The sequence below is a fragment of the Bradyrhizobium sp. JR3.5 genome (assembly GCF_054057015.1).
On the sequence record NZ_JBSRYV010000002.1, the window covers coordinates 610825 to 631355 of the forward strand.

Genomic DNA, 20531 nt, shown 5'->3' on the forward strand with positions numbered 1-20531 from the left:
AGCATCCCGATGACGAGCCCGCATCTCCCCGGAAGCCAAAGATTTACAAGATTTGCGGAGGCCCTGATGGCCGGAAAAACACTCTCGGTTGTGCCGACGATCGACCCGACTGCGTCGGTGCGCGAGAGCAAGCTCGGCAAATATACCGAGGTCGGCGCGCGCACCATCCTGCTTGAAGTCAGCATGGATGACTATTCCTACGTCGTGAACGACAGCCAGATCACCTACACCTCGATCGGCAAGTTCTGCTCGATCGCCGCGATGACCCGCATCAATCCCGGCAACCACCCGATGCATCGCGCGACCCAGGCGCATTTCACCTACCGCGCCAGCGCCTATTTTCCCGGCGAGAGCGACGACACCGACTTCTTCAACTGGCGACGTGCGCATCACGTGCATATCGGCCATGACGTCTGGATCGGTCACGGTGCGATCCTGCTGCCGGGCCGGAACGTCGGAACCGGCGCTGTCGTCGCTGCAGGCGCGATCGTGACCAAGGATGTGCCCGCCTACACCATCGTTGCCGGTAATCCGGCGCGTCCGGTCAAGCGGCGCTTCTCCGAGACAGCAGCGGATCGCCTGACAGCACTCGCGTGGTGGGACTGGGATCACGAAACACTTCGTCGTGTCCTGCCCGACTTCCGCAAGCTCGCGGTCGAGGAATTTCTCGACAAGTACGAGGCCGAGGCCGTATCCCAATCACGGAATAAATAACGGAGCACCGTATCGTGACGGACATTTTCATCGAGGGCGGACGCGCGCTGGTTGACGGTGCCTTGGTCGAGACTTCGCTGCGGACCTCAGGCCGCGACATCGGCGCGCTCGACGCCGAACAGGGCCGCGCCGCGCTCCACATCAATGCCGGCGGCCTGCTGGTGCTGCCCGGCATCATCGATCTGCACGGCGATGCGTTCGAGCGGCAGATGATGCCGCGCCCCGGCGTCGATTTCCCGACCGACGTGGCGCTCATCGACAGCGACCGGCAAGCGATCGCCAACGGCATCACCACCGTCTTCCATGGCACGACCTGGTCGTGGGAGCCCGGCCTGCGCAGCGCGGAGAACGCGCGCAAGCTGCTCGATGCGATCGAGGCGCTGCGGCCGCAGCTCGCCGCCGATACGCGCTTCCACCTGCGTCACGAGACCCACAATCTCGAAGCCGAAGCCGAGATCATTCAATGGCTCACCGAAGGCCGCATCGACCTGTTCGCCTTCAACGACCACAGCAACGTCAAGCCGAAGAAGCGCAACCAGCTGGCCGAACGCACCGGACTCTCCGTCGAAGCCGTCAACGACATGCTCGATCGGATCGTGGCGCGCCGTCCCGTGGTGCCCGCCTCGATCGCGCGACTGGCGGCCGCAGCACGCGCGGCGAACATTCGGATGCTCTCGCATGACGACAACACCCCCGCGATGCGCCAGGAGTTTCGCGCGCTCGGCGCCACGATCGCCGAATTCCCCGTCAATGAAGACACCGCGCGCGATGCCGCGGCCGCGGGCGACTTCATCGTGTTCGGGGCGCCCAATGTGGTGCGCGGCGGCAGCCACACCGGCTGGACCAAGGCATCCGACATGATCGCACAGGGCCTCTGCTCGGTGCTGGCGTCGGACTACTATTATCCGGCGCAACTGCTCGCCGCGTTCCGCCTCGCCGCCGATGGCATCCTGCCGCTCACCAAGGCCTGGGACCTGATCTCGTCGGCGCCGGCACGCGCGGCCGGGCTTGCCGATCGCGGCGTGATTGCCGCGGGCCGCCGCGCCGACATCATCGTCGTCGACGACAAGGTGCCGCAGCGGCCGCGCATCGTCGCCGTAATATCAGCCGGACGGTTGGTGCATCTGGCTGATGCGAGCTGCCTCGTTCACTCGCTCGCCCCGCGCAAAACGGTTGCGGCAGCATAGTCAGGACCTATTCTGCTGCCATGGCCAACACTCCGCGCTACGCGATCTATTATGCGCCGTCGCCCGACAGCGCCCTGCACCGCTTCGGCTCGACGCTGCTCGGCTACGACGCCGTGTCGGGCGACGACCTGCCGTTTCCCGATGGCGTCGCGCCGGACTGGCGCGAGGTAACGGAGGATCCGCGCAAATACGGCTTTCACGCCACACTGAAGGCGCCGACCGCGCTCGCCGATGGCGCGAACGAGTCCGAGCTTGTCGACGCCTGCGCTGCCTTCGCCGGGCGCGCACGGCACATTCCCGTGATCGCGCCTGTGGTCGATGCCATCAGCGGCTTCATTGCCGTGATCCCGGCGAGCCGCTCGGATGATCTTCAACAGCTTGCCGCCGATTGCGTCACCGAATTCGACACCTTCCGTCCGCCGCTGACGCCGCAAGATCGCGCGCGGCGCAGACCCGACCGGCTCACTGCGCGGCAGCGCGACTATCTCGATCGCTGGGGCTATCCTTATGTCATGGAGGAATTCCGCTTCCACATGACCCTGACGGGACGATTGAGCGAGGAGCGGCGGGGCCCGATCGTGGCGCGGCTGCGCGAGCGGTTCGCGGCGATCGACCTTGCGACGCTCGCAATCGACCGCATCGCGCTGTTCAAGCAAGCCGACAGCGCATCCCGCTTCCGCATCATCGGCAGCTGGCCGTTGCGAGCGTAGCGGCGGACGCTACTCGTCCACCCGGGTGCGGGCGATGATCTCGGCGGCACCCTTCGCGAGCAGCTCCATCCCGACGGCGCGACCGAGTTCGCGCGGCCGGTCCGCCGGTCCGCGCCGCGTCACCTCGATGAAGCCGGCACCGGCCTCGTCGAGCACCGAGGCGCGCAGCGTCAGCTCGTTTCCGGCGAGCGTGGCGTGGCCGGCGATCGGCGAATTGCAATGGCCGTTGAGCACCCACAGCACCTCGCGCTCGGCCTCGGCGGCAAGCCGCGACTGCGCGTTGTCGATCCCGGCAAGCCGCGCCCGCGTCGCCCAGTCGGTCTCGACGCATTCGACCGCGACGATGCCCTGACCGACCGCCGGAAGCATCTCGTCGACGGAGAAGTCATGCGCGATCCGCGCGGTCATGCCGATGCGCTCGAGGCCGGAACGCGCCATCACCAGCGCATCCGCCGGCCCCACCTCGCCGCCATCGGGCAGCCGCTGCTTGGCAGCGCGATCGAGTTTTGCAATTCGCGTGTCGGCGGCACCGCGGAAATGAATGACCGTCGCCTCCGGAAACAGCCGCCGCAGATAGGCGGCGCGGCGCACGGCATTGGTGCCGATCATGAAGCCCTTGCCGCGCGAGGCGCGAAACGCATCCAGCGACAGGCCCGGCCGCAACACGAGGCTGTCATTGGCGGCATCGCGCGCCAGCATCGCGGCAAGGACGAGACCCGGCGTCTCCTCATTGCCCGGCACGTCCTTCAGCGAATGCATCGCCGCCTGCAGCGTGCCGGCACGCATGGCTTCGCGGATCTCGGCGACGAAGGCGCCGCCCTTGCCGCCGTGACGCAACAGCTTGCTGGTCTGGTCCTGGTCGCCGCGGGTCTCGAACTTGACGATCTCGACGGCAAGGTCGCCCGCCGAGGCGCGCAGCAGCCGCGCGACCTCGTCCGTCTGCGCGAGCGCCATCGCGCTCTTGCGCGTCCCTATCCGCAAAACCTGTCCTGACACGAAAGCTCCGCTGCGCGTGATCATCAACGGCTGGGGATTAGAACAAAAGGCCAGTTAAAACAATGGTTTTTGCCCCGACCCGGCCACGCTCAGGGAATCTCGTCAACGAGCGCCACGCCGGCCTCGCGCATCGCCGCCGTGGCGGCAGCAAGCGAACCGCCGAGATCGATGGCGCGGCAGCCCGCCAGCACGACCGCGGTCTCGAACCCGAGCCGCCGCGCATCGAGCGCCGAATACTGCACGCAAAAATCCGTCGCGAGCCCGGCCATCACGACGCGCTTGAGGCCGCGCTCGCGCAGATAACCGGCGAGCCCGGTCGGGGTTGTCCGGTCGTTCTCGAAGAACGCCGAATAGGAATCGATCGCGGCCCGGAACCCCTTGCGGATCACGAGCTCGGCCCGGTCGGTTACGAGGTCGGGATGAAACGCGGCGCCCGCCGTGCCCTGGATGCAATGATCCGGCCACAGCGTCTGCGGCCCATAGGGCATGGCGACCGAGGAGAACGCTGCCGCGCCCGGATGCGAGCTCGCAAACGAGCTGTGGCCTGCCGGGTGCCAGTCCTGGGTCAGCACGACATGGTCGAAGCGCCCGGCGAGCCGGTTGACGACAGGCACGACGGCATCGCCGTCGGCCACCGCCAGCGCGCCGCCCGGGCAGAAATCGTTCTGCACGTCGATGATCAGCAAGAGATCGTCGGGCCCGATCTTCATCACGTCCCGATCCGCAACGACGCGCGCAGCTTGCGCAGGCAGGCGATCACCGACAGCGCCGTGATGCGGCCGGTCTTGGGATTCTCCGAGGGGATGTTCTCGATCATCATCGAGAATCGCGCGGAATCGGAATCGACCTCGATCCGGTGGGTGTTGCGTGTCACCGTCGGATCCGCCCAGATCTCGACCCGGGTGCGATCGGGGCCGATGCCGGCGAGCGACAGCGCCACCGCGACGTTGAGATTGGCCGGAAAGCCCTTCGCCGCGTCGCGCGCGCTGCCCTCGAAGACGCGCAGCGGTTCCGTGATGTCATCGATCCGGATGTTGTTCTCGACCAGATGCGGCGCGCCGATGAGGCCAGCGACCGGCTTCCGCGTCACGAGCCTTGCCGAATGGATGGTCCCGACCGCAGCCGCAGTCACGGCATCGAGCCCGATCAGCGCGCCGGTCGGCACGATGATCTGGCCGCCATGCGCTTTCGCGAGATCGACCAGGTCCTCGTTCTGCAACAGCGCGCCGACGCTGAGCACGACCGCGGTCTTGCCGCGCTCGACCACCGGCGCCACGATCGCGCGCACCAGCTTGCTCGGCGCACACTCGACCACGATGTCGGCGAGCTCGGCAAGCTCATCGATCGGCACCAGCTTCGGCGCAGACTTGAGCTCCGCGATCCAGCCGCGGTGCTTGTCCGGGCTGTTCGCCGACACCGCAACCAGCGTCAGGCCCTCGATGCCCCGATCGAGCGCCTTGACGACATCGGTGCCGATCGCGCCGAGGCCGGCGACCGCAACCCGTGTCTTTGCCTTGCTGTCAGCCATCATTTCCCGCCGGCGAGCATCTTGACCAGGCGATAGAGATACTCCTCGCCCTCGTAGAATGATTTGACGAGCACGCGCTCATCCTTGCCATGGTTCCGGTTGTCGTCGACATCGGCGCCGAGCCCTGAGTGACCATAGGTCGGAATTCCGGCATTGCGCAGATAGCTGCCGTCGGTGGCGCCGGTGCTCATCACCGGGACGATTTCGGCATTCGGCCAGAACTCCTTCGACAGCTTCTCGACCGATCCCATGATCTCTTCGTTCAAAGGCGACGGCGGGCTCAACACGGCTTTTCCGGTCGGGGTCACTTCGAGTTGCTTGTCGGCGAGCACGCGCTCGATCGTCGCCTGAACGCCTTCGACCGGCTCGCCGGGCAGAATCCGGCAATTCACCTTGGCGGTCGCCAGCTGCGGCAGCGCATTGATGGCGTGGCCGCCTTCCAGCATGGTCGCGACGCAGGTGGTGCGGAGCTGCGCGTTGTAGCCAGGATTCTCCGACAATCGCGCCAGCGCCGCCGGATCGGGCTGCGGTGCCAGGATTGCCTTGATATCGTCGGCATGCGACTTGTCGACCTCGGCGGTCTTGGTGAAATAGATCCGCGTCGTCTCGTTGAGATTCATCGGGAAGTCGTAGTTGGAGAGCCGCACCAGGCCTTCGGCGAGCCGATAGATCGCGTTGTCCTTGCGCGGCAGCGAGCTATGGCCACCGCGATCCTTCACGGTGAGCTGATAGCCGATCGAGACCTTCTCGCTGGTCTGCACGCTGTTGCGGATCGCCTTGCCGTTCTTCAGGCCGACGCCGCCGCCTTCGTTGAGCGCGAACTCGGCGTCGATCAGGTCGCGGTGGTTCTTGATCAGCCACTGCATGCCGAGACCGTTGGCATCGAGGATCTCCTCGTCGGTCTCGAGCGCGACGATGATGTCGCGGTCCGGCTTGTAGCTCTCCTTCTTGTAGCGGATCAGGTTGGTGATGAAGGCCGACGCCATGTATTTGTCGTCGCTCGAGCCGCGGCCATAGAAATAGCCGTCCTGCTCGGTGAGTTTGAACGGATCGACCGACCAGTCCTCGCGGAGGGCGGGGACGACGTCGATATGGGCGACCAGCAGGATCGGCTTGCGCGCACCGGAGCCGTGCAGCCGTGCCACCAGATTGCCCTTGTGCGGGGCGGGCGAGAACACGTGGACGTCGCCCTCGGGAAAGCCCGCCGCGCGCAGCCGCGCGCCCATCGCCTCCGCCGCCTTCTGGGTATCGCCGGTCGCGGTGGTCGTGTTGATCTCGACCAGCTCCTGGTAGATGCCGCGGGCAAATTGCTGCTGCTCGGTCAGTCCCTGCGCGCTGGCGCCGGACGCGAGCAGGAGCGGAGCGAACGCTGCCGCGATCTGCAGCGATCGAACCATGTTTCGGGGCCTGTGCGACATCGTGCTCTCCCAGAATTCCACCACCTGATTGGGGATGAATTCAGACAGGCGGCACGCGCTTTGGCAAGACGGCGAGCCCTTCAATTTCCGCGCGCATGCTCCGCGCTTTCGCGCACGCATTTGGCGTCCTTATTTGGCCGCAATCACCTCGATCTCGACCAAGAAGCCGGGATTGGCGAGCGCCGCGACGCCGACCACCGAGCGCGCCGGCAGGTTTGGCTGGCTGCCGCCGAAGAACTGGGTGTAGCCCTCCATGAAAGCCTTGAAGTCCATCGGCGCAGCCGTGTTGTGGACCAGGAACACCTGCATCTTGACGACATCGCCCATGCCGAGCCCCTGACCTTCCAGAATGGCCTTGATGCGGTTGAGCACGCCGACGGTCTGGGTCTTGGTATCGCCATAGGCCTGCGGGCTCGACGGATCGGCATCCTTGTTGGCGACCGGCGGCACCTGGCCGCTGACATAGACCGTCGTGGTGTTGCCGGTGACGGTCACGGCCTGCGCGATCGGGAAGGTCGAGTTGGGAATCGGATGCCTGACCACATCAGCCGAAGCAGCGGTCGCCATCGCCGACAGCGCGGCGCCCAGTGCAATACCGATGAATTTCATCGAACTCTCTCCAAAGTGGTTAGCGGCGGGCGTCCTGGACGTCCTTGGTCGTCACCGCGTCCTGATAGGTGTTACCGAAGTGCGTCCGCAGATAGTTCACAACGGCGGCGACTTGACCATCGGTCATCATGTCGCCGAACGCCGGCATGCCGCGGCGGCCGTTGACGACGAGGTAGATCGGATAGCTGCCGGTTTCGAGATTCTTGTTGCCGGCGAGCGAGGGATAGGTGCCGGCGCCGCTTGCGCCCGTCGCATCCGGCATGTGGCAGCCCTGGCAGACACTGCCGAACAGCTCCTCCCCGGTCATCTCCACGAAACGGTAGCCTGAAGAGAAGGTGCGCTTGGTCACCCCGCTGTCCTGCCCGAGGGCCGCGGTCGCCGACAGCAGTGCGAGCGCCGCGATAACCGATGTTCCTGTCCGCACCATCATGTCTTCACCACGCGTTCGTGCAATCGGGTAATGGCGTCGAGCGCGGACAGGATTGCGCCCTCCTGCCAGGCCGGCAACTGCGAAGCGTGCTCGCCCGCCAGCGCGATGCGGCCGTCGATCTGGCAGAGATTGCGGTAATGCTGCGCCCGCCCGGCTTCGGTCCATTCACCGGCGCAGCCGAGCGTGAACGGCACGCGATGCCACGCCACCGCGACACCGTTCTCGAACTCGCTTTTGTACTGCGGATGGATCTTGGCGCCGAACTCGACCGCGCTGGCGACCCGCTCGGCCGGCGTCATCGCGGTGAACTCGAAGGAATTGGCGCCCTCGTACAAATAGGCGCCGAGCAGGACGCCGCGGCCGCCGCGGTTGAAACCATAGTTCGGATAGCCGATATTCCGGATCGGCAGATCGGTGTAGCTGATGCCGCCATAGATCGCCTCATCCTCCTCCCAGAACCGCCGCTTGAACTGCAGCCCGACCTTCACCGAGGCGGCGTAGGGCAAGGAATCGATCGCATTCTTCATCGGCCCGCTGACGTCGAGCGGCAGCTGGCTCAGGATCGGCAGCGGAATGGTGCAGATGCACCAGTCGGCGGTCGCCTGCTGCACCGCGGATGCACTGGCGGTGTCGACATAACTCACGGTGACGCCGGAGCCGTTCTGCTGGATCTGCGTCACCTTGGCGTTATAGCGGATGAGATCGCCGACCTCGCGCGCGAACGCCTTGCCGATCATGTCCATGCCGCCGACCGGCTGGAACATCGTGGTCTGGAAATCGTAGTGCGCGAAGCTCTGCACGTAGCGCCACATCCGCGACCGCAGCAGTTCCTGGAGCGAGATCGGATCGCTGGGCAGCGGATCGCCCATCAGGCCACCGCCGGGATCGCGCGCATAACCGCGGACGTCGGCGGAGCCGAGATTGGCATTGTACTTGTAGTCGCGATCCAGTGCGCCCCAGTCGCGCAGCGCCTGCAGCAGGATCTCCTGGTCTTCCTTGCTGACGAACTCGTCGAGCCTGCCCTGCTGGCTGACTTTCGCGAGCAGTTCCGACAATCCGCCCTGGAAGTCTGCCTTGATGCTGCGAAAGCGTTGCTTCTTGCCGTCGAATGCACGCGTCGCGTGCAGATAGGCATTGTGGTTAAGCTGGATGAAGGGTTCCAGCGTCACGTTGAGCCGGCGGCAGTAATCGAGCAGCGCGCGATGATGATAGGGAATCCGCCACGGGCCGGGATTGAGATAGAGCCCCTGCTCGAACTGGCAGGTCTGCTTGAAGCCGCCGAGCTCGGTAAAGCTGTCACCGCCGCGGATCGACCAGTTGCGGCCGCCGGCGCGGTTGTTGAATTCGAGGATCTGGACCTTGTAGCCGGCCTTGCGCAGTTCCAGCGCCGCCGTCATCCCGGCAAGCCCCGCGCCGAGAACCAGCACCGAAGCGCCCTTCACGTCGCCCGCGAGCTTGAGCGGCCCCTTGTAGGCGGACTCGGATGCGAAGCCGAGGCTCGTCATCGCCTGATACATCGCCGAACTGCCGGCGATGGTCCCGATCAGCGCCAGCAAATCCCGCCGCCTGATCACAGATTGGTTCTGCACCCGCGTTCACCCAGCCGATGATTTCGATGGCGAAGGGAAACGGTTGACGCGACCAGTGTCAAGAAAGCGCACGCGCTTACACATCCGCCCACACGCGCTTTTGATGCATCACGCGACCGATAGATCACACTACGCGTTCGAGTTGCACACGCCGGCAATCCATTTCATAGTCTAATCCAACCACCGGCGGCCGGTCGAAATGCCAGGTCAGGCCGTTGCGAAGCACGCCACGGCGGCCGAGCTCGCTTTCGAGCACCGGATAGGCATCGTGCACGGTGTAGAGCTGCACCGCGGTGGTGTCGCGCCAAGAGGCACCGAACGCGCTCATCCGGCGTTCCATCTCGTTAGCCACGAATTTCGCCTTCGCCAGGATGCCAGCCGGGCTGGTGTCGCCGGGCGCGACAGTATGATCGCGATAATTGGCCTTGCCCTCGACCGACTCGCCGCTGCCGGCGACGACGAAGCTCGTCGGCGCGTCCTTCGCCGCCCCGGCACCGTGTAGCAGAAGGCGTGGAACGACGGCTCGGCGGGCGGATCGAGCTTTGGGCAGACATTGCTGCGCGCCACCGGATTGACGCCGTCGCGCATCACGCCCCAGGCGATCAACGTCTTGATGTAGATCTCGTTGAACGCCTTGAACCCGTCCTCTGTGAACGGCGCCGGCGAACGCAGTTCGCAGGCAGCGAACGCCGTCAACGGGCGGCCCGCGTCCCTGATGATCTCGGCTATCCGTTCAAAACCCGCGCTCAAGGGTGCCGGTTCAGAGAACCTGACCCGCTCGATGGCATAACCGGGCAGCGCACCGACGCCGCAGGAATACTGACTGACGCCGGGCATGAAGCGGTAGCCGCCGTCGGGAGCCTCGATGGTGTTGGTCATGGTGCCTCTGTTGGATGCTCGATGCGGTCGTCGCGATGGAGGGTATGCGCGGACTGCTCGATTTCATCACAGCCGTCGTCCTGGCGAAAGCCAGGACCCATAAACACCGCATTTCGTGATGAATGGGATCGCGGCCCCAGCGTCGCACAGCATTTGAGATTTGGGTAATGGGTCCTGGCTTTCGCCAGGACGACGCTGAGTGTGTTGCACCGCTTGTGAGTCGCACGTTCGCATTCTCGCGACATGAGCCCGAGATTTGCTTCTCATTTCGCCCTCTCCTCTCGCAGAGGGCGCAGGGAAAGCCGGGTACCGATCGCACCCGTGGGTCCGGTGCAACAAAAAGCACCGGAGATAAGACCACAGGTGTAACCGGGAACTCCGGATCTCGCCCGGGGGGGCACCCCTCTCCCCACCCACTCCCGCAAGGGGAGCGGGAGCCCGCGAAGCTCACCTCACCCCCGCTTCCACAACCGGCGCATCAGAACGCCGGCCGCAATCGCCTCGCTCCCTAATGCGCCTTGGCGACGTAGGGGCAGCCGCCTTCATCGAGCGGACGGAAGGCCTGGTCGCCCGGCACCGTCGCGAGATATTCGTAGAGATCCCACTTGCTCTTGGACTCTTCCGGCTTCTTGATGCGCATCAGATACATGTCGTGCACCATGCGGCCGTCCTCGCGCACCACGCCGTTCTGGGCAAAGAAATCATTCACCGGGGTCTTGCGCATCTGCGCGATCACGGTCTCCGAATCCACCGAGTTGGTCGCCGCGACCGCCTTGAAGTAGTGCCGCAGCGCCGAGTTGACGCCGGCCTGGTAGGCCGTCGGCATCGCGCCATGTCGCTTGAAGAACTCCTGGGCGAAGACGCGGGTCTCGGGCGTGCGATCCCAATAGAAGGAATCGGTGAACAGCAGATCGTGCGCATGCGCGAGGCCAAGCGCCGGCACGTCGGTGAGCGTCACCTGCAGCGCGACGAGCTGCATGCTGGCGCGGATGTTGAACTCGTCGGCCTGGGACACCGCGTTGCGGAAGTCGGAGCCGGCATTGGCGAGCGCCAGGATCTTGGCGCCGGAGGACTGGGCCTGCAACAGGAAGGACGAGAAATCGGCGGTGTCGAACGGATGACGGACCGCGCCGAGCACCTTGCCGCCGGCCGATGTCACGGCCTTGCTGGCGTCGCGCTCCAGCGCCTGGCCGAACGCGTAATCCGCGGTGAGGAAGAACCAGGGCGTGCCGCCACGCGCAACCACGGCCTTCGCCGTCGCGTTCGAGGAGGCATAGGTGTCGTAGGTCCACTGCACGCTGGTCGGCGAGCATTGCTTGCCGGTGAGGTCGGATGAGCCGGAGCCCGAGATCAGAAACAGCTTCTTGCGTTCGCGGGTCACCGTCTGGATCGCAAGCGCCACCGCGGAGTTGACGCCTTCGGCGATCACGTCGACACCCTTGTTGTCGATCCAGTTGCGCACGATGCCGGTCGCCACGTCGGGCTTGTTCTGGTGATCGGCGGAGATGATCTCGATCTTGCGTCCGGCGACCGTGCCGCCGATCTCCTCCGCCGCCATTTGCGCCGCGATCACCGATCCCGGGCCATTGCCGTCGGAATATTGCCCGCTCATGTCGGTGATGATGCCGACACGCAGGACACCATCCTCCGCGCGGGCAGCGCCGGCCGCAAATGAGAGACAAGCGGCGGCAATTGCGACCAGGACATGCGAGCTTTTGGTGATGGACATTTCGTTCCCAAGGGTTCGGATGGTTGGGACGATCTCCTGAAGCAATCAGGGATCGCCGACAACCCCGTGGCCGGCATGGCGCTCTGCGATTCCGCGCAAGAATTCCGGGAGGAGGAACATGCCCGCTGACACGCGCGTCGCCGATCATGCGAACGCCGCGACGAGATCTCGCCGCGGCGTTCCTTACAGTGCTGGGTGGTTTCGAAATCGCCTTAACGCCGCTGCCACAATTGTCTTGCCAGGATGCCGACCTTGCGCTCGATCGCCTCGGCCGCATCGAGACACATGTCCTCGCGATAGCGCGAGCCGACGATCTGGACGCCGACCGGCAACCCCTCATGCAGGCCGACCGGCACCACGGCCGCCGGTAGCCCCAGCACGTTTATCGACGAAATGAAGCGCAGGTCGTTCCAGAACAACTCCTTGACGCGCTGGTCGCCGCCGAGATCGGCATTGACCTCCGGCGTCTGGCGCACCGAGGTCGGCATCAGCACCAGCGGATACTGCTCGAGGAACGTCATCCAGTTCCTGATGTGGCGCGAGCGCTCGGCGATCGCCTTCATGTAGCCGGCCTGGTCGAGCGGGTTGGCCAGCGCCATGAAGCCGCGGAACGTCTTCTGGAAGTCGGCACTCGTCGTCGCCAGCATCTGGTCCTGCTGCAGGACGCGGGTCTCGGTCATGATCAGGTCGCACCAGAGCTGCCAGACCTTGTTGAGATCGGGCACCTCGACTTCGCTGACCGCGTAGCCTGCATCGGCCAGATGATCGGCCGCCTTGCGCTGAAGCGCGATCACGCCGCGATCGGTCGCCATGTCTTCAGGGATCCTTGCGAGCGCGACCTTGACCGGTGCGGCCGGCTTCGGCCCCGTCAACGGCGCCGGCACGTACCAGGGATCGCGCGGGTCGCGCTGCGCCATCACCTCGAGGCCGAGGCGCACGTCGGCGACGTGGCGCGCCAGCGGTCCCTGCGACGACATGAACTGCGCCATCAGCGGCCGTTCTGTCGTGGCGCTGGGATTGAACGCCGGAATTCGGCCCTGGGTCGGCTTGATGGTGGCGATGCCGTTGCAATGCGCCGGCCAGCGCAACGAGCCGCCGATGTCGTTGCCATGCGCGATGGTGCCGATGCCGGCCGCGATCGACGCGCCGGCGCCGCCCGAAGATCCGCCGCAGGTCACGTCGGCATTCCAGGGATTGCGCGTCAGGCCGTGCAGCGGATTGTCGGTAAAGCCGCGGAGCGAGAATTCCGGCGTGTTGGTCAGGCCGATGATGATTGCGCCGGCCTTCTTGAGATTGGCCGTCACCGGCGAATCGCCCGGCGCGATATTGTCCTTGAAGGCGACCACACCGTTTGAATTGGCCTGGCCCTCGACGTCGATGTTGATCTTGATCGTGACCGGCACGCCGTGCAGCGGCCCCACCGCGCCGCCCTTCCCTTTGCTCGCCGCCAGCGCTTCGTCCGCCGCCTTAGCTGCCTTCATCGCTGACGCGCCGAGATCGACGACGACGGCGTTGAGCGCCGGGTTGGCCGCCTGCATGCGGTCGAGATGGTTGCGAACCACCTGCTCCGAGGTCACTTCGTTGTTTCTGATCGCCCCGGCCGTCTCGAGGGCGGACCATTGCCAGATCGGTGCATTCGTCACGTGGTGTTCTCCCGTTATGTTGAGTGCTTTGTTGTTGGTTCAGTCGCGCGGGTCGATCGGCGTCAGCGTCGACGCACGCGCCTCGATCACCTCGGCGACGGCGAGACAGACATCCTCGCGGAAACGGCCGGCAATCACCTGGACGCCGACCGGCACGCCGCCGGCGGTCCCGGTCGGCACCACGACCGACGGAAAGCCGAGCGCGGGGACGGCGAGCAGCGGCCGCTGCGCATCGAGCAGCGCGCGCACCACCGTTGCGTCCTCCTGATCCTGATCGAAGCGGAACGGCAGTTGCGCCGAGACCGGCAGAATGATGACCGGGCAACGCTCCTGGAACAGCTGCCAGGCCCGCACGATCGCCAGCCGCTGCTCGAAGCAGGCCAGCACCTGATCCCCGTCGAGCTCAGGCGCATACGCAATATGGCAGTCCAGATTGTAGCGGCTCCGATCGTCGCCGAACTTGCGGATCATCGGCGCCAGCACGCGCCGCTCCTCATTGATGACGAGGCGATGCCAGAGATCGGCAGCCTCCGCGAGCCGCGGCGGCACGGTCTCCTCCACGGCAAAGCCGGCCTCGGCGAGCCAGCGTCCGGCGGCGCGCACCGCCGCGCTGACCTCCGGCGCCTCGTCTCCGAACGGCGCCGCCGCGATCGCAACGCCGACCGGACGCTTGAGTGGCGCGCCTTGCAGAGGCACCGGCAGCCATGTGCCGTCGCGCGCGTCCGGCTGCGCCATCGCGGCGAGGCCTGTGCGCAAATCGGCGACCGAGCGCGCGAGCGGCCCCTGCACCGACATCATCTGCGCCGTGATCGGACGATCGGAAGTCGCCGATGGATTGAACGAGGGAATTCGTCCCGGCGTCGGACGCAGGCCGGCGACGCCGCAGGCATAGGCGGGATAGCGGATCGAGCCGCCGAAATCATTGCCGTGTGCGATCGCGCCCATGCCGGAAGCGACGGCCGATGCGGCGCCACCGCTGGAGCCGCCCGGCGTCAGCCGCCGGCTCCAGGGATTGTAGGTCGCGCCGTGCAGATCGTTGTTGGTGAACCAGCGGTGCGAGAACGCCGGCGTGTTGGTGCGCCCGACAATCACGGCACCCGCTTTGCGGAAACTCGCGACCACCGGGCTGTCGTCGGTCGCGATGACGTCGCGGAAGGCGACGACGCCGTTGGTGGTGGCGTGGCCGCGCTGATCGACATTGACCTTGATTGTGACCGGCACGCCGTGCAGCACGCCGAGCTCCGCGCCGGATTTCACCGCTTCATCCGCCGCATCCGCCGCAGCCAGCGCTTCATCGGCGAGCACCTCGACGATGGCGTTCAACGCCGGATTGACCTGCGCGATCCGGTAGAGGCTGGATTGCACAGCTTCCCGGCTCGAGATCACATGCGTCGCGATCGCGCGCGCCAGATCGACGGCCGACCAGCTCCACAATTCATTCTCGCGCCGCGTGACCATTGTTGTTTCCTCCAACGCGTGATGCAGCAGTCAGCCGATGCGGTTCAGTCGAGCCGCAACGGCTGGTGAAAGACGGGCAGATCCATGCGGCGGTCTTCCGCGGGGACCACCACGGCTTCGGCGCTCAGCACATGGTCGAGCATCACGCGCCGGGCGCGCGCGGCATTGCCGGAGCGGAACGCGGTCATCAGGCGCTTGTGAAACTCGATATTCTCGCAGGTGAAGCTGGATGCGAATTCCTGCACGCCGAGCTTGCCGATCAAATGCCGGATCGCCTCGTTGACGAAGCGGGCGACCAGGCCGAGCAGCGGATTGGGACAGGCCTCGATCAGGATGTCATGGAAATCGATCTCGGCGTGGCGGTGGTGCTCCCAGTCCGCGATGCCACCGGGATGATGCTCCTGAACCGCGATCGCCTTGTCGAGCGCCGCGAAATGCGCCGCTGTGAGGTGGCCGACCACGCTGAAGGCGAGCTCCGGCTCGATCAGGCGGCGGATCTGGTAGATCTGCGCGGTGCTGATCGACTGGAAATAGAAGTAGTTGCTGAGCAGGCCAACGATCCGGTTGATCGACACCGGCGCCACCCGCGCGCCGCCGCCGGGACCGGTGGTGTTCTGCACCAACCCCTGTACTTCCAACGATTTGAGGGCCTCGCGGATGGTCGAGCGACTGCAGCCGAACATCTCGATCAGCTCAACCTCCTGCGGCAGCCGGTCGTTCGGCTGCAAGCCGGCCTGGAAGATGTGGCTGCGGATCAGATCGGCAACGGCGTCCGAGCGCTTGCGCTTGATCGAGGCGCGCCGCGACGGGTCCAGGGAGGGGAGAGCCGATTTATCCATTTTATGATCATAAATAGGATCGCGACGGCTTGGCAAGGGGTTTGATCGCCCCTCAAGTCGTCATGCCCGGAGTTCTCCCGGGCACAACGGCAAACCGAACATTCAGGAATTGGCGAGAGACGATCGCTCAGTTCGTTCCGCGCTGTGCCTCGAGGCCGCGGCTGTAGCGCGACATCGCAAAGCAGAACACGAAGTAGATCAAGCCGACGAACACATAGACCTCGACGCTGAAGGACTGCCAGGCCGGATCGACGATCGCGGTCTTCGCGGTCGTCAGGAGATCGAAGATGCCGATGATCAGGACCAGGCTGGTGTCCTTGAAGAAGGCGATGAAGGTGTTGACCAGCGGCGGGATCACGTGGCGGATCGCCTGCGGCAGCACGATCAGCGCGTTCTTCTCCCAGTAGGACAGCCCGAGCGCATCGGCGGCCTCATACTGTCCGCGCGGCACCGCCTGCAGGCCGCCGCGCACAACTTCCGCTAGGTAGGCGCCGGCATAGAGGATGAAGGCGATCTGCGCGCGCAAGAGTTTGTCGATGTTGACGCCGTCGGGCATGAACAGCGGGAACATCACGCTCGCCATGAACAACAGGCTGATCAGCGGCACGCCGCGGATCAGTTCGACATAGAGCACGCAGAGCGAGCGGATCGCCGGCAGCTTGGAGCGCCGGCCGAGCGCCACCAGGATGCCGAGCGGGAAGCCCAACGCCAATCCGAAGGTCGCGAGGATTAAGGTCACCGGCAGCCCGCCCCAGCGGTCCTGCGTGACAAAGGACAGCCCAAGGAAGCCGCCCCACATCAGGCATCCGATCGCGCTCAAGGCCGCGGCCCAGAGCAGGAACAGCTCCTTGCGCCAGAAGCTGCGGCGGCTCGAGACCGCGAACAGCGCGATGAAGATCAGGACCGCGAGCGCCGGCCGCCACTGCTCGTCGAACGGATAGGTGCCGAACAGGATGAAGCGGTACTTCTCGGGCACGACCGCCCAGCAGGCGCCGGCGCCGCGCAGCGCGCGGCAGGCGCTGGTGTCGTTGCCGGAGACGATCCAGACCGCGTTGGCAATGCCCCATTGCCAGAGGCCGATGCACGCCTTGCCGAGCACGAACAGCAGCAGCAGCGTCATGATGCTGGACGGGATCGAGGCGAACAGATTGGCGCGCAGCCACGCAGTGAGATGTCCACCGAGCGCCCGTGGTGCGGGCCGCGGGCCGATCGGCAGCGGATCCTGCGGAAGGTGCGCGACCGAGCTCATGTCAGCGCTCCACCAGCGCGATCCGCGCATTGTACCAGTTCATGAACAGGCTGATGCCGAGACTGATGGTGAGGAACACCATCATGATCAGCGCGATCGACTCGATCGCCTGCCCGGTCTGGTTCAGCGTGGTGTTGGCGATCGAGACGATGTCCTGGTAGCCGACCGCGACCGCAAGCGACGAATTTTTCGTCAGGTTCAGATACTGGCTGGTCATCGGTGGGATGATGACGCGCAGCGCCTGCGGCAGCACGATCTGCTGCAAGACGAAGCTGCGCTTCAGCCCGAGCGCCTTGGCGGCGTCCCACTGGCCGCGCGGCACCGCCTGGATGCCGCTGCGCACGATCTCGGCAATGAACGCCGAGGTGTAGGTCACGAGCGCGATCAACAGCGCGAAATATTCCGGCGCCAAGGTCAGGCCGCCGACGAAGTTGAAGCCGCGCAGCTCCGGCAGCATGATGCTCCAGCTCGCGCCCGAGAGCCACGACACCAGCGCGGGCAGCGCGACCACGAGGCCCAGCGCGTAAGGCCAGGCCGGCCGCGCCTTGCCGTCGAGCATCTGCTGCGCGATCAGGCGGCGCCTGACGAGATGGAGCACGACGAGGCCTACGACCAGCGCAAGGATCGTCCACCAATTGGCCTCCTGCAACGGGACCGACGGCAAGATCAGCCCGCGGTTGGAGAGGAACACGGCCCTCGACCGGCTTCCAGGCCTGGCGCGCCGCCGGCAGCCCCTGCATCAGCACGTACCAGAACAACAGCTGCAGCAGCAGCGGCAGGTCGCGCAGCACCTCGACATAAACAGCGGCAAGCCGCGCCAGCAGCCAGTTCGACGACAGCCGCGCGATGCCGACCAGCGTGCCGATCACGGTCGCCAGCACGACGCCGATGACAGCGACGCGCAGCGTGTTGACGATGCCGACGATGAAGGCGCGCAGGTAAGTGTTCTTCGGCGAGTAATCGATCCAGGAATCCGCGATCGGCATGCCGGCTTCGCGGCCGAGGAAGGCGAAGCCGGTCGAGATGCGGCGCACCGAGAGATTATGGACCGCGTTCGACCACAGCCAGGCGACGATGGCGACCGCGATGGCGACCACCAGGACCTGCCAGAACAGGCCGGCGACACGGGGATCGCTCAGCGAAAGCCGCCAGGACCGACTTGGAGCCCGGGCGGGAGTGCGTTTCGGCGTCGATGTCGTCACAGCACAAGGATCCCAGTGAGAAGCGATCTTCTGCCATGCGCAAGAGCGTATTCTGCGCACTTCATATGTTGCACCAAATTGATATTCGTGCAACATATGTTTCATGGCCCAGGCTCAGCCGAAACCATCGCCCCTGAACGAATTGTGCAGCGCATTGCCATCGCTGCCGATGCGTTTGCAGGAGGTCGGGCGTTTTGTCGCAGCCAATGATTACGACGCCACCACCCGCTCGATGCGCGAGCTCGCCTCGGTCGCCGGCGCCGATCCTGCATCCTTCACCCGTCTTGCCAAGGCACTCGGCTATTCCGGCTGGGACGAATTGCGCGCCGCACTCACCGAGGCGCGACGGCCGGCGCAGAGCTCGCCGTTCTCCGGCCGCGCCAAGGGCCGCCGCGCCGGGCCGAATGCCGATGTCAAACTGGTGCACGACAAGATCGAGGCTGAAGCTGCGGGGCTGGCGCGGATTTCCGCGAGCGCGATCGCGGACGCCGCGCGTGCGCTGCATTCCGCTGATAGAATCTGGATCACGGGCTTTCGCAGTTGCCGCAGCGTTGCGGAACTCCTGACCTATCAACTTCGCCTGTTCCGCCCCGACGCCGTGCAGCTGGTCGGCGGTTCCGGCCCGTTCGATCTCGACCATGGCGCCTTCCGCTCAGGCGACGCCGTGGTCGTGATCGGCTTTGCGCCCTACACATTGGTCAGCGTCGAGACCGCGCGTGCGGCGCACCAAGCGCGCGCCACGCTGATCGCGATCGCCGACACGATCAGCGCGCCGATGGCCGAGGGCGCCGATCATCTCTTGCTGTTCGAGGCCGCCTCCTCGCCCGGCTTCTTCCCGAGCCTCACCGGCGCAATTGCGGTGGCGCAGTCGCTGGCCGCCGTCGCCTTCACGCTGGGCGGCGCGGGTGCGAAGCGCAAGCTGGAGGAGACCGAGGGCCGGCTTGCCGCGATGTCGCAATATTTTGTCGAGAAAGGATAAGTGTCATGGCAGTCCCCTTGGCCGCCAACAAGAGCCGCGTGATGCATCGCAGCCTGCGCGAAACCCCGCCGAAAGCGGTCGGCGGCGACGGCGTCTGGTTGATCGCGGAGGACGGCCACCGCATTCTGGATTCCTCCGGCGGCGCCGCGGTGTCCTGCCTCGGTCATCAGCATCCGCGGATTCTCGCCGCGATCGCCAAGCAGGCATCAAAGCTAGCCTATGCGCATACTGGCTTCTTCTCCTCGGAACCCGCGGAAGAGCTCGCCGAGCGGCTGGTCGGCCACGAGCCCGGCGGCCTCGGCTATGTCTACTTCGTCAGCGGCGGGTCGGAGGCGATCGAGGCCTCGATCAAGCTGGCACGGCAATATTTCATCGAGCGCGGCGAGCCGAAGCGCGCCCGCTTCATCGCGCGCCGCCAGAGCTATCACGGCAACACGCTGGGCGCGCTGTCGGCCGGCGGCAATGCCTGGCGACGCGAGCCCTATGCGCCGCTGCTGTCACCCGCGTTCAGCCACGTCACCCCGGCCTTCGCCTATCACGAGAAGCGCGACGATGAATCGGAGGCCGCGTTCGTGGCCCGACTTGCCGCCGAGCTCGAGGCCGAATTCCAGCGGCTCGGCCCCGAGAACGTCGCCGCCTTCATCGCCGAGCCCGTGGTCGGCGCCACCGCCGGCTGCGTGCCGGCGCCGGACGGTTACTTCAAGGCGGTGCGCGAGATCTGCGACCGTCACGGCGCGCTCCTGATCCTCGACGAGGTGATGTGCGGCATGGGCCGCACCGGCACGCTGCATGCGTGGGAGCAGGAAGGCATCGCGCCCGACATCCAGGCGGTCGCCAAGGGGCTCGGCGGCGGCTACCAGCCGATCGGTGCGATGCTTGCGAGCGGTACAATCGTCGACACCGTGCGCAACGGCTCCGGCGCGTTCCAGCACGGCCACACTTATCTCGCGCATCCGCTCGCCTGCGCTGCCGCGCTCGAGGTGCAGAAGGTGATCAGTGAGGAGAAGCTGCTCGACCAGGTCAAGGAGCGCGGCCGCCAGCTCGAGCAGCGGCTCACCGAGCGCTTTGGCAATCACCGCCATGTCGGCGACATCAGGGGCCGCGGCCTGTTCTGGGCGATCGAGCTGGTCGCCGACCGCGGCACGCGGCAGCCGTTCGATCCCAAGCTGAAGCTGCATCAGCGGATCAAGTCCACGGCCTTCGCCGGCGGCCTCGGCTGCTATCCGTCGGGCGGCACCGCCGACGGCCAGCGCGGCGACCATGTGCTGCTCGCGCCGCCCTATATTGCGACTTCCGGCGACATCGACATGATCGTCGAAAGGCTCGGCTCTGCGGTAGACAGCGCGTTGAAAGATGTTGGTCATTAGGAGGA

Annotated in this window: 18 protein-coding genes and 2 pseudogenes; 6 read left to right on the plus strand and 14 right to left on the minus strand. The window is 65.8% G+C overall.

The features are described from left to right. The first annotated feature begins 66 nt into the window (after window positions 1–66). The 3 genes from ACVWW1_RS19490 to ACVWW1_RS19500 are packed head-to-tail and all read left to right on the plus strand — an operon-like array spanning window position 67 to window position 2611. Window positions 67–714: a transferase hexapeptide repeat family protein gene (locus ACVWW1_RS19490; protein ID WP_456657091.1), complete on the plus strand. Its 648-nt coding sequence runs from the start codon at window positions 67–69 to the stop codon at window positions 712–714. A 14-nt stretch (window positions 715–728) separates the two neighbouring features. Next, window positions 729–1901 carry an alpha-D-ribose 1-methylphosphonate 5-triphosphate diphosphatase gene (locus tag ACVWW1_RS19495; RefSeq protein ID WP_456657092.1) on the plus strand — a complete coding sequence of 391 codons (1173 nt, stop codon included), beginning with the start codon at window positions 729–731 and terminating at the stop codon, window positions 1899–1901. 20 nt (window positions 1902–1921) lie between these two features. Next, window positions 1922–2611, plus strand: a complete 690-nt coding sequence (locus ACVWW1_RS19500) for a DUF1045 domain-containing protein (protein WP_456657093.1) — start codon at window positions 1922–1924, stop codon at window positions 2609–2611. A gap of 9 nt (window positions 2612–2620) precedes the next feature. Here the strand turns inward: ACVWW1_RS19500 and hemC are convergent, their stop codons facing one another. From hemC to ACVWW1_RS19570, 14 genes and pseudogenes are all read right to left on the minus strand, one after another. Next, a complete protein-coding gene (gene hemC, locus ACVWW1_RS19505) occupies window positions 2621–3631 on the minus strand; it encodes a hydroxymethylbilane synthase (RefSeq protein ID WP_456657094.1) in 1011 nt (336 codons plus the stop codon). A gap of 65 nt (window positions 3632–3696) precedes the next feature. Beyond that, window positions 3697–4317 carry a bifunctional nicotinamidase/pyrazinamidase gene (gene pncA / locus ACVWW1_RS19510; protein ID WP_456660614.1) on the minus strand — a complete coding sequence of 207 codons (621 nt, stop codon included), beginning with the start codon at window positions 4315–4317 and terminating at the stop codon, window positions 3697–3699. Further along, complete coding sequence (locus ACVWW1_RS19515; RefSeq protein ID WP_456657095.1) at window positions 4317–5135, minus strand: aspartate dehydrogenase; 819 nt, start codon at window positions 5133–5135, stop codon at window positions 4317–4319. Before ACVWW1_RS19515 ends, pncA begins: the two co-directional genes overlap by 1 nt. Continuing rightward, window positions 5135–6553, minus strand: a complete 1419-nt coding sequence (locus ACVWW1_RS19520) for a M20/M25/M40 family metallo-hydrolase (protein WP_456657096.1) — start codon at window positions 6551–6553, stop codon at window positions 5135–5137. The genes ACVWW1_RS19515 and ACVWW1_RS19520 overlap by 1 nt, the downstream gene beginning before the upstream one ends. 129 nt (window positions 6554–6682) lie before the next feature. After that, window positions 6683–7162 carry a Rid family hydrolase gene (locus tag ACVWW1_RS19525; protein ID WP_456657097.1) on the minus strand — a complete coding sequence of 160 codons (480 nt, stop codon included), beginning with the start codon at window positions 7160–7162 and terminating at the stop codon, window positions 6683–6685. 19 nt (window positions 7163–7181) lie between these two features. Continuing rightward, on the minus strand, window positions 7182–7592 hold the full coding sequence (locus ACVWW1_RS19530) for a c-type cytochrome (protein WP_456657098.1): 411 nt from the start codon (window positions 7590–7592) through the stop codon (window positions 7182–7184). Then, entirely contained in the window at window positions 7589–9181 is a 1593-nt protein-coding gene (locus tag ACVWW1_RS19535) for an FAD-dependent oxidoreductase (protein WP_456657099.1), read from the minus strand. The genes ACVWW1_RS19530 and ACVWW1_RS19535 overlap by 4 nt, the downstream gene beginning before the upstream one ends. Before the next feature lie 124 nt (window positions 9182–9305). Then, window positions 9306–10060: pseudogene (cnbZ, locus tag ACVWW1_RS19540) on the minus strand (2-amino-5-chloromuconate deaminase CnbZ). 508 nt (window positions 10061–10568) lie between these two features. Beyond that, window positions 10569–11789, minus strand: coding sequence for an ABC transporter substrate-binding protein (locus tag ACVWW1_RS19545; RefSeq protein WP_456657100.1), 1221 nt, complete (start codon window positions 11787–11789; stop codon window positions 10569–10571). A gap of 212 nt (window positions 11790–12001) precedes the next feature. Further along, window positions 12002–13432: an amidase family protein gene (locus tag ACVWW1_RS19550; protein ID WP_456657101.1), complete on the minus strand. Its 1431-nt coding sequence runs from the start codon at window positions 13430–13432 to the stop codon at window positions 12002–12004. A gap of 39 nt (window positions 13433–13471) precedes the next feature. Then, a complete protein-coding gene (locus tag ACVWW1_RS19555; RefSeq protein ID WP_456657102.1) occupies window positions 13472–14890 on the minus strand; it encodes an amidase family protein in 1419 nt (472 codons plus the stop codon). A 44-nt stretch (window positions 14891–14934) separates the two neighbouring features. Beyond that, the gene (locus ACVWW1_RS19560; protein ID WP_456657103.1) at window positions 14935–15729 is read right to left on the minus strand and encodes a FadR/GntR family transcriptional regulator; all 795 of its coding nucleotides are present in this window, start codon (window positions 15727–15729) and stop codon (window positions 14935–14937) included. A gap of 127 nt (window positions 15730–15856) precedes the next feature. Next, complete coding sequence (locus tag ACVWW1_RS19565) at window positions 15857–16978, minus strand: ABC transporter permease subunit (RefSeq protein ID WP_456657104.1); 1122 nt, start codon at window positions 16976–16978, stop codon at window positions 15857–15859. A gap of 1 nt (window position 16979) precedes the next feature. Then, window positions 16980–18078 (minus strand): annotated as a pseudogene (locus ACVWW1_RS19570) (amino acid ABC transporter permease). Here ACVWW1_RS19570 and ACVWW1_RS19575 point away from each other — a divergent pair. The 3 genes from ACVWW1_RS19575 to ACVWW1_RS19585 all read left to right on the plus strand — a co-directional run bounded on the left by ACVWW1_RS19575 (window position 17963) and on the right by ACVWW1_RS19585 (window position 20526). Continuing rightward, on the plus strand, window positions 17963–18199 hold the full coding sequence (locus ACVWW1_RS19575; protein ID WP_456660837.1) for a hypothetical protein: 237 nt from the start codon (window positions 17963–17965) through the stop codon (window positions 18197–18199). The pseudogene ACVWW1_RS19570 and the gene ACVWW1_RS19575 sit on opposite strands and share 116 nt — an antisense overlap. 84 nt (window positions 18200–18283) lie before the next feature. Then, window positions 18284–19159 carry a MurR/RpiR family transcriptional regulator gene (locus tag ACVWW1_RS19580; protein WP_456657105.1) on the plus strand — a complete coding sequence of 292 codons (876 nt, stop codon included), beginning with the start codon at window positions 18284–18286 and terminating at the stop codon, window positions 19157–19159. A 17-nt stretch (window positions 19160–19176) separates the two neighbouring features. Next, on the plus strand, window positions 19177–20526 hold the full coding sequence (locus ACVWW1_RS19585) for an aspartate aminotransferase family protein (RefSeq protein WP_456660615.1): 1350 nt from the start codon (window positions 19177–19179) through the stop codon (window positions 20524–20526). The last annotated feature ends 5 nt before the right edge of the window (window positions 20527–20531 follow it).

Bases quoted from the DNA above. Each gene is read 5' to 3' on its own strand.
- ACVWW1_RS19490 (WP_456657091.1), top strand. From the start codon at position 67: ATGGCCGGAAAAACACTCTCGGTTGTGCCGACGATCGACCCGACTGCG.
- ACVWW1_RS19500 (WP_456657093.1), top strand. From the start codon at position 1,922: ATGGCCAACACTCCGCGCTACGCGATCTATTATGCGCCGTCGCCCGAC.
- hemC (WP_456657094.1), bottom strand. From the start codon at position 3,631: ATGATCACGCGCAGCGGAGCTTTCGTGTCAGGACAGGTTTTGCGGATA.
- pncA (WP_456660614.1), bottom strand. From the start codon at position 4,317: ATGAAGATCGGGCCCGACGATCTCTTGCTGATCATCGACGTGCAGAAC.
- ACVWW1_RS19515 (WP_456657095.1), bottom strand. From the start codon at position 5,135: ATGGCTGACAGCAAGGCAAAGACACGGGTTGCGGTCGCCGGCCTCGGC.
- ACVWW1_RS19520 (WP_456657096.1), bottom strand. From the start codon at position 6,553: ATGTCGCACAGGCCCCGAAACATGGTTCGATCGCTGCAGATCGCGGCA.
- ACVWW1_RS19525 (WP_456657097.1), bottom strand. From the start codon at position 7,162: ATGAAATTCATCGGTATTGCACTGGGCGCCGCGCTGTCGGCGATGGCG.
- ACVWW1_RS19530 (WP_456657098.1), bottom strand. From the start codon at position 7,592: ATGATGGTGCGGACAGGAACATCGGTTATCGCGGCGCTCGCACTGCTG.
- ACVWW1_RS19545 (WP_456657100.1), bottom strand. From the start codon at position 11,789: ATGTCCATCACCAAAAGCTCGCATGTCCTGGTCGCAATTGCCGCCGCT.
- ACVWW1_RS19555 (WP_456657102.1), bottom strand. From the start codon at position 14,890: ATGGTCACGCGGCGCGAGAATGAATTGTGGAGCTGGTCGGCCGTCGAT.
- ACVWW1_RS19560 (WP_456657103.1), bottom strand. From the start codon at position 15,729: ATGGATAAATCGGCTCTCCCCTCCCTGGACCCGTCGCGGCGCGCCTCG.
- ACVWW1_RS19565 (WP_456657104.1), bottom strand. From the start codon at position 16,978: ATGAGCTCGGTCGCGCACCTTCCGCAGGATCCGCTGCCGATCGGCCCG.
- ACVWW1_RS19575 (WP_456660837.1), top strand. From the start codon at position 17,963: ATGCCGGCTTCGCGGCCGAGGAAGGCGAAGCCGGTCGAGATGCGGCGC.
- ACVWW1_RS19580 (WP_456657105.1), top strand. From the start codon at position 18,284: ATGGCCCAGGCTCAGCCGAAACCATCGCCCCTGAACGAATTGTGCAGC.